Genomic DNA, 15,245 nt, shown 5'->3' with positions numbered 1-15,245 from the left:
GCCTTTTTGCACAACAACTTCTGCTTTTTTCAAGCAACAACTCTGGGGGTCAATTTGAAATTGGCGAAAGGGGGTCAAATTTATTGGTATATGCAACTGATTAAATCTTCTGTGAATCTTCTATACTTATCTCCGATTTCTCTTAGGTGACCCGAATTCAATACCAAATCATTTGATCACTTTCTCCATCTTAAACATATAGGTGGTGCGACAAGTAAAATCCTCAATTTAGTTTCAGGCGACTTTTTTTATTAAAAAATGGTAGTCTTGTTTTAGTGATTTTGTGTCTGGTGACACATTCTGTTTTTTTTTCTGCGAATTCTGCTAAGTGTTTCGCGGCTGATACCAAGGTACGAGGCGATGTTCTGTTGTGTGGTCTGCTGTTCGATTTCGGGATGGTTTCTTAGCAGTAGATCATAGCGGTGTTCGGGGCTGCGGGTGCGCAGTAAGATGGCCCGTTCTTCGCTCAGGATAAAGTACCTCTGGGTGATGAGCCTGCCCAGTAGGTTGGCCTCCCTGAAGTCGGCGTAATAGGCATTAAGTTCTAGCCATGTAAGGGACTGAAGTTTACAGTCCTGAAGCACTTCTATATACTCATTTGCGGGCTGCTGGGTAAAAAAGCTATGTACGGAGATCATCAGATCGCCTTTGCCTGTAAACCAGGTGGTGCACTCATTTCCGCCGTCGTCAATAAAATAGGCACGCAGGAATCCACTGCGGATGAAGTAGACGCGGCGCGCGGTTTCGCCGGGTGATAATAGGAGTTTCTTGCGCTCGAAAGTTTCAATGAGGCTTTCTTCTTTTACCCGGTTTTGCATGGGGGTCGGAAGGGGGATAATGAAGCTTAATGTTTCCAATAGGTCGGCTTCGGGGTCGTTAAATTGTAGCATGGTGATCGATTGTGTCACAGATCAACCATAGTTATTTTTAAACGGGGTAATATTGTCCTGTCGGAACGGATACTTTTTTATAACGTCTTATTGACTGTTTTAGTATGGGTATGTCGGTTCTGGTTTATGCTAATGCTTTCCTGTTTATTGTTAATAAAAAGAACCGGGTATGAGAAAAAGAAAAGAATAGCAGAATTACTCTTGAACAAACCTTTTTTTCATTTTGATGAATTTACATTTTTTCTACCTGTGAGAGTTGTTGCCGGTTAACGGGCGAGGTGGAAGTATATCTAAATATCAACCTTATGTACAACAAGTTTAGTGAAAATCTTCTGGGTGAACTTAATGCCCGGCTGGAATCTTTATCTGAAGAGGAACTGTCTCCAGTAGCAATGCTGAAGGCGCAGATTACTGCAGTTGCGGATGCGCTGAAGGATCTGACTGGTTTTATTTCTGAACATCCATTTACGGATCCTTTGGAAGAGATCGGTTATTTTAAATTTATCTACCCCAGGTTCAAGTCTTTACTCGTGTATTACACAGAATATCATTGTTTTACGGCTGGTGTTCCCCAATCGGGGCTGAAAGCCAAAAAGAAATATTACCTCTCCAAGCTTCGCGCCATCACTGTTTTTTTTGAGCAGAACTGTATGCATTATGATTATTTCAGGCTGGATGGCTGTTTGCTGGATGAGGTCTTTTATTCCCGGCGTGATGTGAAAAACATCCTTCAGCCATTCGTATTGAGTTATGAGCCCATTTTGGGTACCCCGATGGCAGAGCTTCTGAGCTGGTTTATGGCACAAGAGCGTGTGCGTAATGAGATTTTGGCGCTACTGCATGGGCTTACTGGACCTGGGCCATTGTCTGCTACGGTTGTCGATCCAACAGGTAGTCTGCAGCGTGAGATCAAATGGACGGGAGAAGATATACACCTGATAGAGTTGGTCCATGGTATTCATTTAACGGGACAGGTCAATAATGGCAGCATAGGGATTGTGGAACTGTTCAAGGTCGTGGGGGCTTTTTTTGGGGTGAATCTAAGGGTACCCAAACGTGGATTTGATGATCTGAAAGCTAGGAAGACCATAAGCAAAACGGCATTTCTGGATATGATGAGAGTGGCAGTTTTAAAGAAGATGGATGAGGATGATGCCTATGATCCGGGCAAGGCTGCCAGAAGGAATGGTTTTTAATAATTGGTAAAGTATGCTCGGTAGGGGGTTTAAGGATGGGTTGGGAATCCAATCTATCCAACATTGGATAAGAAGATTTGTGGGCGTTGCAACTTTGCTTTATCAAATCCCGGTACAATGGAGTAGCGGGACAAAGTTAAGCTGTTATGTTGCATGGTTTTTCTACTTCTAGGTTTTTAACGGTGTTGGTGCTATTGGGACTGCTCTGGTATGGTGGTGTATTGTTTTTCTTTTATCTGAAAAAGAAGAGGCGGCCTTCGGATCCGGGGATTGGAAGCAAGAGAACTGATCGTTTTGCGGATGGACCGAGATATGATCAGAGCGGGCCTGATTCAAAAATCCCTTTAGCAGATGATCTGATGGGTAAACCAAAATTGCCCGAGGGGATGAGCAGTGTGGGCATGGAAGAAATCGGTTTTGTGGGAGTGGAAGAACGTGATGTTGAGGATCAGCAGGGGCTGGTGCCGGATTTATTGGAGGAAATCAAGAATGTGTTTTTGCTTCTGGCCAAAGAAGATGGTAATAAACGTGATTTTTTGGAACTGATGAAAGCGGTAAAAGAGGTCTATCCGGGAATGGCTTCGCATCCACGGATCGGGCGGATCAATGGATTTATTGCTGAACATGCAGCTTTTCACCTGAGTGCAGAGGAGCTGGAAAATCTTTGGTATTAAAGGCAAATCTTTTCTGGCTGGCCAGATATTTAACTCTGACCCTACATCTATCAACGTTTAACATCTATTTTCTATGAAAAATCAATTCAATAGCCCTTTGAGGAAAATTTTTGCCAAATTTTTATTGATGGCCTATATCTTTTGTTGGTATCAGCTCTGGTATGCACTTCCACTTTTTGCCCAGGATGGGGATGCCGGGATCCAAGAGGCAACCAATAAGGTGAAGGGTTATTTTGATAGCGGCTGTGACCTGATGTATGCCATCGGTGCAGTGATGGGCATCATAGGCGCTGTAAAGGTCTTTAACAAGTGGAATGCGGGAGAGCCGGATACCTCCAAAGTGGCTTCTGCCTGGTTTGGGAGTTGTGTATTCCTGGTGATTGTGGCAACGGTTTTAAAATCATTTTTCGGGATATAGTTATGGCTACGGTGTATCATATCAATAAAGGGATGGGAAGGCCAATTGTCTTTAAGGGGCTGAAAGCGCAGTACATCGCTTATCTGGCTTTGGGGTTGGTGCTAATGCTGATCGGTTTTGCTATTGGTTATGTATCAGGCGTGCCACTGGTGTTCTTGATGGTTTTGGTGGGTGTTTTTGGAGGAGGGTTGTTTGTCGTGGTATTCCGCATGAGCGAGAAGTTCGGAGAGCATGGCTTGCTTAAGTTTTTGGCTAAACGCGGTATTCCCCGTTTTCTGGTATTCCGCTCAAGACGGTTATTTACAGGGCTTAAAAATGTACGGTCATGATCGAGGCAACAGATATATTTCCTATATATAAGGTAGAACATGACTGTATCCAATCGATGCAAGGGGATCTGACGGTGGTGTTCAGGTTGACTTTGCCCGAAATCTTTACGCTGTCGGAAAGGGATTATGAAAGTTACCACCAAGCATGGGTAAAAGCGATCAGGGTTTTGCCTGTGGGAACAGTGCTGCATAAACAGGACTGGTTTTTAGAAAGCAAGTTCAAGGCTGATTTTTCAGCAGAACATAGTTTTTTATCGGGAGCATCGGAGCGTTTTTTTAATGAGCGGGAATTTTTGGAGCATGAGTGTTATGTGATGCTAACTGCGAAGCCTTCGGGCAGGAAGCTTTCAAACTCTGCTTACAGTAATATCCTGCGCAGACGGATTGTGCCTGAACAGACCGTTGATCCAGCCTTGTTTTCTTCCTTTCTGGATTATGTGGGACAGTTTGTCCGGATTTTATCAGATAGCGGTTTTGTGTCTATGGTCAGGCTGTTGGATGATGAACTTGCGGGAACGGCCAATAAACCCGGACTGATCGAGCGTTACTGCTTTTTATTAGGCAAAGAGGAGATGCCGCTGATTTCGGATATCCATCTGCATGACGAAATCCGGGTGGGCGATAAACGATGCGAACTTTACACGTTATCGGATGTGGAAGAACTGCCTGCACTGTGCGGTCCACGGATCAACTATGATAAATACAGTTCGGACAGGTCAAAATTCAGTATTGGTTTTGCCAGCCCTTTGGGATCACTGTTATCCTGCAACCATATTTTAAACCAGTATATTTTTATAGGTGATAGGGATAAAGTACTCAAAAAGCTGGAGGCAAAAAAACTGCGCTTGCAGTCGCTATCCGCTTATTCCCGCGAGAATGCATTATCCCGCGATGCGGTAAATGATTTTTTAAATGAGGCAGTGGCCTCGCAGCGGCTTCCGGTCAAAGCGCACTTTAATGTGCTGGCCTGGTCTTCGAACAGATCAAAGTCGCTGGACCTGAAGAACCTGGTAGGCTCGGCTATGGCTGGTCTGGATGCCTCAGCAAAAAGGGAGACGGACGGACAGGCACAGGTTTGGTGGGCGGGACTTCCAGGAAATGCGGCGGATTTTCCGATGAATGACACCTTTGACACTTTTTTAGAGCAGGCCGCCTGCTTTTTTAACCTGGAAACGGCTTATCAGAGTTCGTTAAGCCCATTTGGGATCCGCCTGGGGGATAGGTTAACAGGGAAACCGGTGCATGTGGATATCAGCGATGAACCCTGGGCGCGTGGGCTGATTACCAACCGGGCGAAGCTGCTGATCGGGCCATCGGGATCAGGTAAATCTTTTGCGGTGAACCACATGATGCGGAGTTATTATGAACAGGGCGCGCATTGCATACTGGTGGATATCGGTCACAGTTATAAGGGACTTTGCGAGCTGGTCGGGGGGTATTATTTTACTTACAGCGAGGAAGACCCGATCAAGTTTAACCCGTTTTATTTGTCTGATGGGGATCAGATGGACACCGAAAAAAAGGAAAGCATCAAAACTTTGCTGCTGGCGCTTTGGAAAAAGGATGATGAGCCTTACCGCAGGTCGGAATATGTGGCCATATCGAATGCACTGAAACTATATTATGAGCATCTGGAATCAAGGGCTGATATTTTTCCCTGCTTTAATTCCTTCTATGAATTTTTGATGTCGGAATATATGCAGGTATTATCTGATGGCAAGGTAAAGGAAAAGGATTTTGATGTAGGTAATTTTCTCTATGTACTTAATCCCTATTACCGTGGGGGTGAGTTTGATTACCTGCTCAATGCTTCAGAAAACCTGGATATGTTGTCCGAGCGCTTTATTGTTTTTGAGCTGGATAATGTGAAAGACCACCCGATCTTATTTCCGGTAGTCACGCTGATCATTATGGAAATGGTGATCTCCAAGATGCGAAAGCTAAAAGGGATCCGAAAGGTCGTATTGATTGAAGAATGCTGGAAAGCAATAGCAAAGGAAGGTATGGCTGAATATATCCGCTACCTTTTTAAAACGATGCGTAAGTTTTTTGGGGAACCGATCGTGGTGACCCAGGAAATTGAGGACGTGATTTCTTCACCTATTGTCAAACAGGCGATTATCAATAATGCGGACTGCAAGATCCTGCTGGATCAAAGTAAATACCAGAACAAGTTTGACCAGATACAGGAGCTGCTTGGGCTTACGGATAAGGAAAAGGCACTGGTGCTTTCGATGAATAAGGCGAATGATCCAAAACTTAAATACAAGGAAATCTTTATCTCGCTGGGTGGGCAGATGAGTAAAGTGTACAGGACAGAGGTAAGTTTGGAAGAATACCTGGCCTACACCACCGAAGAGCGTGAAAAGATATTGGTGCAGGAATACGCGGCGCGTTATGGCAGCATCCAGAAAGGCATATCGGTGCTGGCAGCAGAGATGAGGGCTAGAGCGAAGCCGGGCTAATGATTCTGGAATTTGCAACTGGGATTTTAGCAATCGATCAATACAACAATTAACCAATCCAAATATCATGAAAACAAAAAAACTTTTTTTATTGCTAGGGGTACTGGCTTTATGGTCCTGTAAAGAATCTATAGACCTGCAATCTTTTATTCCGGGTACTTATGTAGATTATGCCAGGGGAGAATACAGCGAATCCTGGGATACATTGATGATCGGAAGTTTTAACAAGGTAAAGCGTAGTTATCCCATTGTCCGAAAGACTAGTTTCAGGCGGTTTGACAGTGGAAAGCAGGGACCTTTGGAGTATGAGGTTGAGCGCTGGCTGGGGATCTGGGATAAGGAAAGTGAATCGATCCAGGTGCCCAGAAATTCAAAGATCATCAGCTTTTACCCCGATTCCGGAGTGCTATTATTGGGCGCTCGAGAATACCGGAAACTGGGCGCTGAGTAGCTGGTAAGCAAAGCCATTGGCGCTGCTAAATAGAAGTAAAAACAATCAATTATAGGTATGAAAAACTTAATGTTTACCGGCCCAGTGGGCTGGCTGGGAAAACTATGGACTAAAATCAGAAAGAAGATGAAACAATATATGGTAATTCTGCCACTGAGCACCGTGACGCTGATCGTGGGGCTGCCAAAAGGAGCGGATGCGCAGATCGCCGTGCTGGAAGTGATCAAGGCGGGCGTGAAAAAGGTAATCAAAGCGGTGGACCTGAAAATCCAGCGTTTGCAGAATAAAACGATCTGGCTGCAAAATGCGCAGAAGGTATTGGAAAACCAGCTTTCTAAATTAAAGCTGACCGAGATTGCAGACTGGACGCAGCGGCAAAAGGAGCTTTATAGAGAATATTATGAAGAACTCTGGAAGATCAAATCAGCCATTGCCTATTATAAAAAGGTGAAAGACCTGACGGTGAAACAGGTGGCCATTGTGGATGAATACAAATGGGCCTGGAACTTATTCAAGCAGGATAAACATTTTGAAAGCTCAGAGCTGGATTATATGCAAAAGGTGTATTCTGGGATACTGGATGAAAGCATCAAAAATATTGATCAGCTGCTATTGGTGGTGAATTCCTTTAAAACGCAGATGAGCGATGCGGAACGGTTAGAGATTATTTCAAAGGCTTCGGAAAAGATGGATGCCAATTATACGGATCTGAAAAGTTTTAACAGGGGCAATGCGGTTTTGAGTATTCAGCGTGCTTCTTCGATGGAGGAAAGCGCTAAACTAAAAGAAATCTATGGAATCGAAAATTGAGTGTTGCGCTAAGACCGGAAAGGTTCCGGTATTGGCTGCCAGTTTAGTAAAGCATTGGGCTTTTAGAGTGAGGGCTTGGGTTGTTGTTGTGATGGTAGTTGTTTTCTGCTTTGGAAGTGCAGTACATGCCCAGACCTTTGGAGAGTTTTTTAACCAGAAGAAAACGCAGAAAAAATACCTGCTCGAACAGATCGCCGCTTTGCAGCTTTACCTGGGTTATGCGAAGAAAGGTTATCAGTTGGTCGATGGTGGTTTGCAAACGGTCAGGGATATCACGGGTGGTGAATTCAGTTTGCATGGTGCTTTTATTTCATCATTAAAAACGGTAAGCCCGGCTGTTAGAAAAAATGTGAAAGTGGCAGAGATCCTGGCCTACCAGATCAGTATAGCAAGATGGTTTGGGGAGTTTAAAGGAAACGCTTTGCTTTCTCCGGATGATCAGCTTTATATTTTGGAGGTAAAAGCGGCTGTTTTAGCAGATTGTTCCCGCGACCTGGAATCGTTGCTTTTGGTGGTGACTTCGGGCAGGCTCGAGATGGGGGAAGCTGAACGCACCAGGCGCATTGATCTGTTATATGAAGCGATGCAGGATAAGGCTGCTTTTACTGCTGATTTCATGGGCAAAGTAGAACGGTTGATCCGGAACACAGAAAGGGATCATCTGGATATTTTAGATGTGAGGGGGGCTTATGGTTTTGAATAGATTTTTGATGTTGTTTTTTGCTTGCAGAATGCTGAGCATACTAATAAGGAAATTTAGGGTGTGCTTTATAGGACTGCTTTGCTTTCCGCTGCTGCTACTTTCTTCTCCTGGTTACGGCCAGTCTACTGAAGCCCAGCAGTTGCTTTTGAATGTGGAAAAGCTCAGTCAGCTAAAGAACATTTTAACCGACATGAAAAAAGGCTATCTGCTGATTTCCAGTGGTTATAAGGCGGTGAAGGATATCGCTGAAGGAAATTTTTCGCTGCATGAGGTCTTTCTGGATGGCATGATGCTGGTGAGCCCGGAGATTAAAAGATACCACAAGGTAGCGGATATCATCACGGACCAGGGACGAATCGTTTCAGAGTACAAACGGGCATTTAACCGTTTTCAAGCCTCGGGCAATTTTTCTGGGAACGATATTGCTTACCTCTCTGGGGTATACAAACAGCTTTTTGAGCTGAGTGTCGATAACCTGGACGAACTGCTCACGGTGATCACCTCGTCAAACTTGCGCATGAGTGATCAGGAGCGCTTAGCGGCGATTGACCGGATTTTTGCGGATACCGAAGAAAAGCTGATGTTTTTGCGTGCTTTTAATGACCAGGCGGTAATGCTGGATCTGCAACGGAGCAAAGAAAGGGCGGATGTTAAGGGTTTATCTGATGCACTTCGGGGCAGGAATTAATTACCGTAAGGTTGGCTAGTGGGTTTTATGCGCTTTGAAAGTGGCCTGGCTGATGGCCAGGCTCAAAAGAAATCAATAAAATTTAGGATAAAATGAATATTAGGTTTAACTCATTCTTATGTGCTTCCTTGACTTTTTTAATGCTGCCGATCTTCAGCTATGCCCAAACTTCAGCCCAGAGCATTTCAGGCCTGCAACCAGTGCTGGACCGGGTATATGATGAAATGTTGCCATTGTGTTCGGGCATGATCAACGTTGGCAGGGGGCTGGCAGGTTTTGGGGCGCTATGGTATATTGCTTCCCGCGTTTGGCGGCAACTGGCTTCGGCTGAGTCCATCGACTTTTACCCGCTGCTCAGGCCCTTTGCGCTGGGAATGGCAGTAATGCTTTTTCCGGCAGTGATTGCTATGATTAACGGGATATTGCAACCTACAGTATCGGCTACCAATGCGATGGTTGCTGGTAGCAATAAGACAATAGAGCGATTGCTTAAAATGAAGGAAGCTGCAATTAAAAAGAGCCGCTACTGGCAGATGTATGTTGGGGAAGATGGTAGCGGTGATATGGATAAATGGCATAAATACGCCTATCCAAAGGATCCAAACGGCGAAGATGAGAGTTTCTTGGATGGATTAGGACGTGGGCTGGAGTTCAATATTGCTAAAGCTTCGTATAATTTCAGGAATTCCATCAAGCAGTGGCTGAGTGAGGTACTGGAGATCCTTTATGCCGCGGCTGCGCTTTGCATCAATACGGTACGCACGTTTTTTCTGATCGTACTGGCCATTCTGGGGCCACTGGTATTTGGATTTGCGGTCTTTGATGGGTTTCAGAATACTTTGACGGTATGGATTGCGCGGTATGTGAACATATTTCTCTGGCTACCGATCTGTAATATCTTTTCGAGTATCCTGGGTAAGGTGCAGGAGAATATGTTAAAACTGGACTTATCCCAGATCGAGCAGCAGGGGGATACTTTCTTTTCAAGTCTAGATACCGCTTACCTGATTTTTCTAATCATCGGCATCGTGGGTTATTTCTGTGTACCGAATGTGGCCAATTATGTAGTACATGCTGGGGGAGGCAATACGATCCTGCAAAAAGTGAATTCGATAGTGTCTTCGTCAACGCGTACGGCGAATCAGGCCGCGAAATCGGGCGGTGGCATGGTAGCAGATGCGCTGGGCGATGGTTACCGTAATGTAAAGCAAAGTTTTTCATCCGGGGCGCAAGGGGATTATTTTCCAGATAATCCGCACCAGCAGCAGCGTATAGAGGGACGGTAGGTGCAGGGTCTTCCCCTGCTTATTTAATGTTTATTATTCACCGATGATTAGATTATTATGTTCAGTCAGTTTAAAAATATCGATACCGCTTTTAAGCATATCCGCCTTTTCAGCTTATTCCTGATCCTGGCCTGTATGGTAATCAGCTGTTTTGCGATCTATCAATATTACAGGTTTTATCAGCTGAAGGATCAGCGAATATACCTATTGTATAATGGTAAGCTGTTAACTGCTTTAGCTTCTGACCGCAAGAGCAACCTGCCGGTAGAATTGCGTGACCATATCCGCACCTTTCACCAGTATTTTTTTGCCCTGGTTCCTGATGATAAAGCAATCAAGGCGAGCGTAACCAGGGCGCTGTACCTGGCCGATGAGTCCGCCAAAAAGCAATATGATAATTTTCAGGAGAACGGTTATTACAATAACCTGATTGCGGCCAATATTGCTCAGGAGATTGCAATCGATAGTATTCAATTGGATGTGGACCATTTTCCTTATCCCTTCAGGTGTTTTGCCACACAGAAGCTAGTGAGGTCTTCTTCAACGGTTTTTCGAAAGCTGGTAAGCCAGGGCGTGATAGATGATCTGAAGAATCAGACCGATAACAATCCTCACGGCTTTCTGATCCGAAAATTTGAGTTGTTGGAAAACAGGGCTGAACAGTTAAAACCAGAGGCGCCGTGAGTATCCGGAACTATTTCTTAAGGGGTAAAGGAGCTAAAAATGATAGCGCTGTAGCGGATGGGACTTTGCCTGTAACTGAGCGAAATGCTGGGCGGTCAAATAAAAACGATATATCATTCCGCCTGGCTGGGAAAATACTTAAAGGTCAGCAATCAATAACGACTTTTTTGAACATGAAAACCAAGGGCATTTCAAAGTTAAGGATGCGGCTATTGTTCGTGGGCTTTTTGATGGTGGGCGCTACTTATTGCTTATATCTAATCCTCTCAGTAGTGCTAATTTTTCTTTAATAAAATGATTAACCAATAAAAACAATCACGATGGAAAACAGGAAAAAAATAGACAAAAAGAAAGTGCTGCTGGTGTTTTTACCATTGCTTGCAGCAGCCGTACTGACCACTGGTTTTTATATACTGGGCGGTGGCAAGGGGACATCCGGGCACACTGCTGATTTTCGCGGAAAGGTGGATTTCTCACTACCTGACGCGGCGATTAAAAAACAGCAACCAGCAGATAAAATGGCTTTTTATGAGCAGGCGGAGCGGGATTCGGCGGCCCGAGGATCTGCTTCACTTTCGCGCATGAGCGAAAACTTAGGCTTTAAAAACAGTCAGGAGGATCAGACCGGTGAAATCTCGTTAAAACTAGAAGCCTTGAAACGTGAGATTGACCGCCCGGCTGAAAATGCTGGTGGGGTGAGTGGCGTTGCTGGGATACGTTCGGGTCATGGAGCGTCTAGTGCTGCCACTTCTGGGAACATGAAAAACGATGTGGACAGGCTTGAGGCGCTGATGAAGATGATGGTTGAAAACAAAAACGCTGGCGAGGATCCTGAGATGAAACAGCTGAATGCGATGATGGAGAATATTATTGATATCCAGCACCCTGAACGGGTAAAACAAAAAATGGCTGTAGTTAAAAAAATAAATACTGATAGTTTGTTTAAAGCGATCCCCGCAGTAATTGCTTCGGATAAGAAAGTAGTGCAAGGTGCGACCATTAAGCTTTTATTGCTGGATACGCTGCGCGTGAATGGGGTGTTGATCCCTAAAGGACACGAGCTGTTTGGTGCCTGTAAGATTACCAATCAGCGGCTACTGCTGGATATTAAACAGATCCGTTTGGGCAATGCGATTATTCCGAGTGATCTTTCTCTGTACAGTTATGACGGCATGCTGGGCCTGGATGCACCGGAAGCAGTACTGAATGAAACGATGAATGATGGGGCTGGCAATGCGGTTGGGGAAGTGGCACTGAATACTTTTGATCAGTCGCTAGTAACGCAGGTTGCAGGGGCCGGGATCGACGCGGCAAAGTCGATGCTAACCAAAAAGCTGCGCAAAATTAAGGTGAAGTTAAAGGGTGGGCAGGCTGTTCTGCTCAGGGACAATAAACTAAAGCTTCGTTAGTCGTGGATCCTGCTATCAATCGAGCTGAACAGCTTTACCTGGCTTGGGAAGAGCGGCAGAAATCCCTTGCTGGGCTGATGGGCGCCAGCCTCGATGAGCGTAAGATGAGGCAATTGAAATATCAGTTTTTATCTCAGGGACTTTTTAGAGTATCGGTCAGGCCATCGGAAATGGAGCGGCTTTATATCCAGGTATTGCGATCGGTAACGGTTAGGCTGCGTCGTCAGCTTTATCCGAGCCCTGTGCTTAGGCTTTTAGTGAGGCTTAAAGGGCTGGTGTATGACAGAGGGGTGCATTTGCGGCGATTTGCCAGGACCCGCGAAGAAAATGTGTATTCGCTAAAGTCTGAACTTTCTTCGCTGGGGCTAGGTGGTATTGTTGTGAAGCTAGAACAGCGGCTGGACTATGAAGGGCAATCGGTGAGGTTGGATCTGACTAGAGGTTTAAACACTGGAGAAAAGATTTCGCTTCAGGCTGCTCTGGAAAAAGAGGGGTTAGGTAGTTATGCTTTCGCAGGCTTCAATGCAAGGCTGTTGCAGGTGGATGGGAGCGAGAAATCCTGTTTTTTTTCTAAGAGTACCGGAGTTGATCTGGCTGAGGCGATCAATCTGCTGCGTGGTGGGTCAGTGCTGAAAAACTATCAGGGGCTAGATGGCAAATGGGAAAAAACATGGGTGAAAATGAATGATACGGCTAAGGATTTTTCTGCTGCCCCACTATTGTTTTCTGCTGGTATTGGACAGGACTATGATTTAAAAAAACAGTTATTGGATCATGCCATTGCGCTTGAATGTTATGCGGTCAGTTCTGATTTAGTGTTACGTGGACTTGAGCGGGGAAATAGGGTGGAAATTAGTGTTCCGGGGAAAGACAAATTTTATATCCGTGCCGGACCGTTTGAAAACAGGCTGGAGTTCTTTGATTCAGCAAAAAAGGAAATTGGTTTTGAACAGCTTAAAGAAATAATTCGACCGGTGAAAATGCAGCCTTTTTTAGCGCTCAGTCTGGTTAAACCGCTGGGTCAAGCAAAGGAATCGCAGCTGGAGCTTAGCAGATAAAAAACTTTTTATGGTCAAACTGATAGGGAAAGCAGGGCTGGCTACCCAGTTGCGGCAGTATCTCGAAGAGCAGGTCTCACTGGGACAAGCCTATGTGGTTTATGATAGCGATCATCCGCTGTGCTCTGAATTTGACCTGACCTGTTTTGCTGATCCCATTTCTGCCATCTCCTTTGAAAGGGAGTATCAGCAGATTTTTAACTGGCACGAGGCGGTGCTGATTTCAGATATGATCTATCAGCTTAAGGAGCTGGAGAAATCAGGATTGACGTCAGATCAGAAATTAAATTATCCTAAAACATCAATAAATACAAAAGCTATGAATTTAAACAATTTAGAAGACCGAAAGGACGAAATGAAAGCCCTTGGTGCATCGGAGCAGACCATCGCTAAGATGGAGGAGCTGATGAAAACCGGTGTGCCGAAATTTAAAGTTCATCAGGTGATGCCTGCTAATAAAGGGCAAGTAGATGTGGAATTTTATTTGCAGCAGTCGTCAAAATCAGAGTATTATTTCCTCAATAAATTTACTGTTGCTCATAATCTGGGTAAGCCCCTGGAGAAGGATCAGCATTATCTGATTATTACTCCTGGTAAGGATGGGCAGCCCGGCTCAGATAAAAAGACCGATCTGGTAACTGAAGCAGTTAGCCTGTTCAAAGAAAGGAAAGATACAGTGGAGTTAGCCATCGGGAAAGATGTAGCCCATAAACAAACACTGGCTACTATGGAAAATGGTAAGGTAAATTTCGTAACCAAAGACTTTAGGGGGGCTTTTTATGGAAAGCCAGCGTCGCAGACCATGTGGCCGGATCGTGGCAAGGGATTTACGGTGCAACAGTCTGCTCAGATGATCCAGGGATATGCTGTTTATCGTAATGACCTGGTAAATTTTCTTTCAGGTGAACCTTATGCGGCATGGGTAAAATTTGATATGGATAAAGGCGTGGGGGCTAATGGAAATTTCAATCTGCAACAGTACCATGATCCGCAGTACGGTTTTGATCTGCCTAAGGTATTGGACAATTACAAAATCAAAGAGTTGTCTATCCCCGAGAAACGCGAAAAACTGGAAGCCGATCTGCGTAATGGTATGACCCCGCTGGTAAGCGTGGAGAAAGATGGACAAACGCTAAAGCTTTTGATTGAAGCGGTTCCCAGGTATGGTAAAATGAATTTTTTTACCCCTGATGGTAAAATGGAAAAACGTGAACTACTGATGACCAAAGAAGCGCTGGCTAATCTGCTTGATGTGGGGCAACAGAAGGAAAAAAATAAGGAAAAAGAGCCGGAAACAGGAATGGGGATAGGGCGTTAGGCCCATTGTTTCTGCTGCATCTCAGTGACTGATTAGTGGAGTTTGGTACCGTGTTATGGAAGAGGATAAAAAGCTTTTGATTGCTGTCGGTTATGCCAGGATTGAACGCTTCAAAGACATGCGGGAGCTGGATCGGCAGGCAGAGCGGATTTATGAATTCTGCAAAGAAAATGGCATTAAACTTCGCGTTGTGCTCTCTGAGCAAGGGGAAAAGAGTTTGTCCTGGCAGCTTTTGGAACGTATTGTGGATCAGCAGGCAGGCCGCATTAATTTGGTGGTGGTCGCGGATATGGATGTACTTTCCAGCGATGTGGGCTGGCTGCTACTCAAGCAGGCGGAGTTTGAAAATGAATACGGTGTGGAGATAGTTTCGGTTAAGGGTAGCCAGCTCAGTGTTGGGAAAGATGGGGGAATGACCATGGATTAGGTTTGCCTGATCTGTATTTTGTTAATTCATTGATTTTTTAATTTTTAAAGCAATTGTTATGAAAACATTTGGTTCGTTAAAGGCGCTTGTTCTGGGCGCGGAGGAAGATGCAGAGAAATTTTTTACTAAGGGAAATCGGGCAGCTGGCACAAGATTACGGATTGCTATGCAGCAGGCTAAACTGCTTTCCCAGCAGATCAGAGTGGAAGTGAGCGAGGGAAAGAAAAAGAAATGAGGTTGGTTAGTTTTGGTTTGTTTGAATGCCCGGGCTTTTGCCTGGGCATTTTTTTTATCAGCTTTTAAAGGTAGAATTTGCCACTTAGCTTTTTTAAATATATAGCAGGCAGTGCATATACCAATAAATTTGACCCCCTTTCGCCAATTTCAAATTGACCCCCAGAGTTGTTGCTTGAAAAAAGCAGAAGTTGTTGTGCAAAAA

17 protein-coding genes are annotated in these 15,245 nt (G+C 44.8%); 16 read left to right on the top strand and 1 reads right to left on the bottom strand.

All coding sequences use genetic code 11. The features are described from left to right. Nucleotides 1–272 precede the first annotated feature (272 nt). Complete coding sequence (locus HDC90_RS24840; protein ID WP_184471279.1) at nt 273–890, bottom strand: Crp/Fnr family transcriptional regulator; 618 nt, start codon at nt 888–890, stop codon at nt 273–275. Between the two features lie 305 nt (nt 891–1,195). On the opposite strand from HDC90_RS24840, the gene HDC90_RS24835 reads away from it, so the two are divergent. From HDC90_RS24835 to HDC90_RS24760, 16 genes are all read left to right on the top strand, one after another. Beyond that, on the top strand, nt 1,196–2,086 hold the full coding sequence (locus tag HDC90_RS24835) for an RteC domain-containing protein (protein ID WP_184471278.1): 891 nt from the start codon (nt 1,196–1,198) through the stop codon (nt 2,084–2,086). A gap of 146 nt (nt 2,087–2,232) precedes the next feature. Further along, the gene (locus HDC90_RS24830) at nt 2,233–2,760 is read left to right on the top strand and encodes a hypothetical protein (protein WP_184471276.1); all 528 of its coding nucleotides are present in this window, start codon (nt 2,233–2,235) and stop codon (nt 2,758–2,760) included. A gap of 127 nt (nt 2,761–2,887) precedes the next feature. Next, on the top strand, nt 2,888–3,178 hold the full coding sequence (locus HDC90_RS24825) for a DUF4134 domain-containing protein (RefSeq protein WP_255497837.1): 291 nt from the start codon (nt 2,888–2,890) through the stop codon (nt 3,176–3,178). Between the two features lie 32 nt (nt 3,179–3,210). Next, nucleotides 3,211–3,507: a DUF4133 domain-containing protein gene (locus HDC90_RS24820; RefSeq protein ID WP_255497836.1), complete on the top strand. Its 297-nt coding sequence runs from the start codon at nt 3,211–3,213 to the stop codon at nt 3,505–3,507. Continuing rightward, on the top strand, nt 3,504–5,972 hold the full coding sequence (locus HDC90_RS24815) for a TraG family conjugative transposon ATPase (protein ID WP_184471271.1): 2,469 nt from the start codon (nt 3,504–3,506) through the stop codon (nt 5,970–5,972). Before HDC90_RS24820 ends, HDC90_RS24815 begins: the two co-directional genes overlap by 4 nt. A 67-nt stretch (nt 5,973–6,039) precedes the next feature. Further along, nucleotides 6,040–6,423, top strand: coding sequence for a hypothetical protein (locus tag HDC90_RS24810; RefSeq protein WP_184471269.1), 384 nt, complete (start codon nt 6,040–6,042; stop codon nt 6,421–6,423). A 57-nt stretch (nt 6,424–6,480) separates the two neighbouring features. Continuing rightward, entirely contained in the window at nt 6,481–7,233 is a 753-nt protein-coding gene (locus HDC90_RS24805; protein WP_255497835.1) for a conjugal transfer protein TraI, read from the top strand. Beyond that, nucleotides 7,217–7,936 (top strand): hypothetical protein, encoded by a 720-nt coding sequence (locus HDC90_RS24800; protein WP_184471266.1) that lies wholly within the window; start codon nt 7,217–7,219, stop codon nt 7,934–7,936. Before HDC90_RS24805 ends, HDC90_RS24800 begins: the two co-directional genes overlap by 17 nt. A 28-nt stretch (nt 7,937–7,964) precedes the next feature. Continuing rightward, a complete protein-coding gene (locus HDC90_RS24795) occupies nt 7,965–8,624 on the top strand; it encodes a TerB family tellurite resistance protein (RefSeq protein WP_184471264.1) in 660 nt (219 codons plus the stop codon). 92 nt (nt 8,625–8,716) lie between these two features. Then, entirely contained in the window at nt 8,717–9,910 is a 1,194-nt protein-coding gene (traJ, locus tag HDC90_RS24790) for a conjugative transposon protein TraJ (RefSeq protein WP_184471262.1), read from the top strand. A gap of 57 nt (nt 9,911–9,967) precedes the next feature. After that, complete coding sequence (gene traK, locus HDC90_RS24785; protein WP_184471260.1) at nt 9,968–10,594, top strand: conjugative transposon protein TraK; 627 nt, start codon at nt 9,968–9,970, stop codon at nt 10,592–10,594. A gap of 320 nt (nt 10,595–10,914) precedes the next feature. Continuing rightward, the gene (gene traM / locus HDC90_RS24780; protein ID WP_184471258.1) at nt 10,915–12,003 is read left to right on the top strand and encodes a conjugative transposon protein TraM; all 1,089 of its coding nucleotides are present in this window, start codon (nt 10,915–10,917) and stop codon (nt 12,001–12,003) included. 2 nt (nt 12,004–12,005) lie between these two features. Continuing rightward, complete coding sequence (locus tag HDC90_RS24775) at nt 12,006–13,061, top strand: hypothetical protein (protein WP_184471256.1); 1,056 nt, start codon at nt 12,006–12,008, stop codon at nt 13,059–13,061. A gap of 10 nt (nt 13,062–13,071) precedes the next feature. Continuing rightward, nucleotides 13,072–14,379, top strand: a complete 1,308-nt coding sequence (locus HDC90_RS24770) for a hypothetical protein (protein ID WP_184471254.1) — start codon at nt 13,072–13,074, stop codon at nt 14,377–14,379. Nucleotides 14,380–14,434: 55 nt separating this feature from the next. Further along, nucleotides 14,435–14,806: a recombinase family protein gene (locus HDC90_RS24765; protein WP_184471251.1), complete on the top strand. Its 372-nt coding sequence runs from the start codon at nt 14,435–14,437 to the stop codon at nt 14,804–14,806. Between the two features lie 58 nt (nt 14,807–14,864). Then, nucleotides 14,865–15,041 (top strand): histone H1, encoded by a 177-nt coding sequence (locus HDC90_RS24760; RefSeq protein ID WP_184471249.1) that lies wholly within the window; start codon nt 14,865–14,867, stop codon nt 15,039–15,041. Nucleotides 15,042–15,245: the final 204 nt, after the last annotated feature.

The organism is Pedobacter sp. AK013 (assembly GCF_014205835.1).
Classification (GTDB): Bacteria; Bacteroidota; Bacteroidia; order Sphingobacteriales; family Sphingobacteriaceae; genus Pedobacter.
Note: the sequence above shows the minus strand (reverse complement) of the source record. Positions and strands in the feature narration are given on the sequence as shown.

Excerpts from the sequence above, each read along its gene's own strand:
- HDC90_RS24840 (WP_184471279.1), bottom strand. The coding sequence starts at position 890 with ATGCTACAATTTAACGACCCCGAAGCCGACCTATTGGAAACATTAAGC.
- HDC90_RS24835 (WP_184471278.1), top strand. The coding sequence starts at position 1,196 with ATGTACAACAAGTTTAGTGAAAATCTTCTGGGTGAACTTAATGCCCGG.
- HDC90_RS24830 (WP_184471276.1), top strand. The coding sequence starts at position 2,233 with ATGTTGCATGGTTTTTCTACTTCTAGGTTTTTAACGGTGTTGGTGCTA.
- HDC90_RS24825 (WP_255497837.1), top strand. The coding sequence starts at position 2,888 with ATGGCCTATATCTTTTGTTGGTATCAGCTCTGGTATGCACTTCCACTT.
- HDC90_RS24820 (WP_255497836.1), top strand. The coding sequence starts at position 3,211 with ATGGGAAGGCCAATTGTCTTTAAGGGGCTGAAAGCGCAGTACATCGCT.
- HDC90_RS24815 (WP_184471271.1), top strand. The coding sequence starts at position 3,504 with ATGATCGAGGCAACAGATATATTTCCTATATATAAGGTAGAACATGAC.
- HDC90_RS24810 (WP_184471269.1), top strand. The coding sequence starts at position 6,040 with ATGAAAACAAAAAAACTTTTTTTATTGCTAGGGGTACTGGCTTTATGG.
- HDC90_RS24805 (WP_255497835.1), top strand. The coding sequence starts at position 6,481 with ATGAAAAACTTAATGTTTACCGGCCCAGTGGGCTGGCTGGGAAAACTA.
- HDC90_RS24800 (WP_184471266.1), top strand. The coding sequence starts at position 7,217 with ATGGAATCGAAAATTGAGTGTTGCGCTAAGACCGGAAAGGTTCCGGTA.
- HDC90_RS24795 (WP_184471264.1), top strand. The coding sequence starts at position 7,965 with ATGCTGAGCATACTAATAAGGAAATTTAGGGTGTGCTTTATAGGACTG.
- traJ (WP_184471262.1), top strand. The coding sequence starts at position 8,717 with ATGAATATTAGGTTTAACTCATTCTTATGTGCTTCCTTGACTTTTTTA.
- traK (WP_184471260.1), top strand. The coding sequence starts at position 9,968 with ATGTTCAGTCAGTTTAAAAATATCGATACCGCTTTTAAGCATATCCGC.
- traM (WP_184471258.1), top strand. The coding sequence starts at position 10,915 with ATGGAAAACAGGAAAAAAATAGACAAAAAGAAAGTGCTGCTGGTGTTT.
- HDC90_RS24770 (WP_184471254.1), top strand. The coding sequence starts at position 13,072 with ATGGTCAAACTGATAGGGAAAGCAGGGCTGGCTACCCAGTTGCGGCAG.
- HDC90_RS24765 (WP_184471251.1), top strand. The coding sequence starts at position 14,435 with ATGGAAGAGGATAAAAAGCTTTTGATTGCTGTCGGTTATGCCAGGATT.
- HDC90_RS24760 (WP_184471249.1), top strand. The coding sequence starts at position 14,865 with ATGAAAACATTTGGTTCGTTAAAGGCGCTTGTTCTGGGCGCGGAGGAA.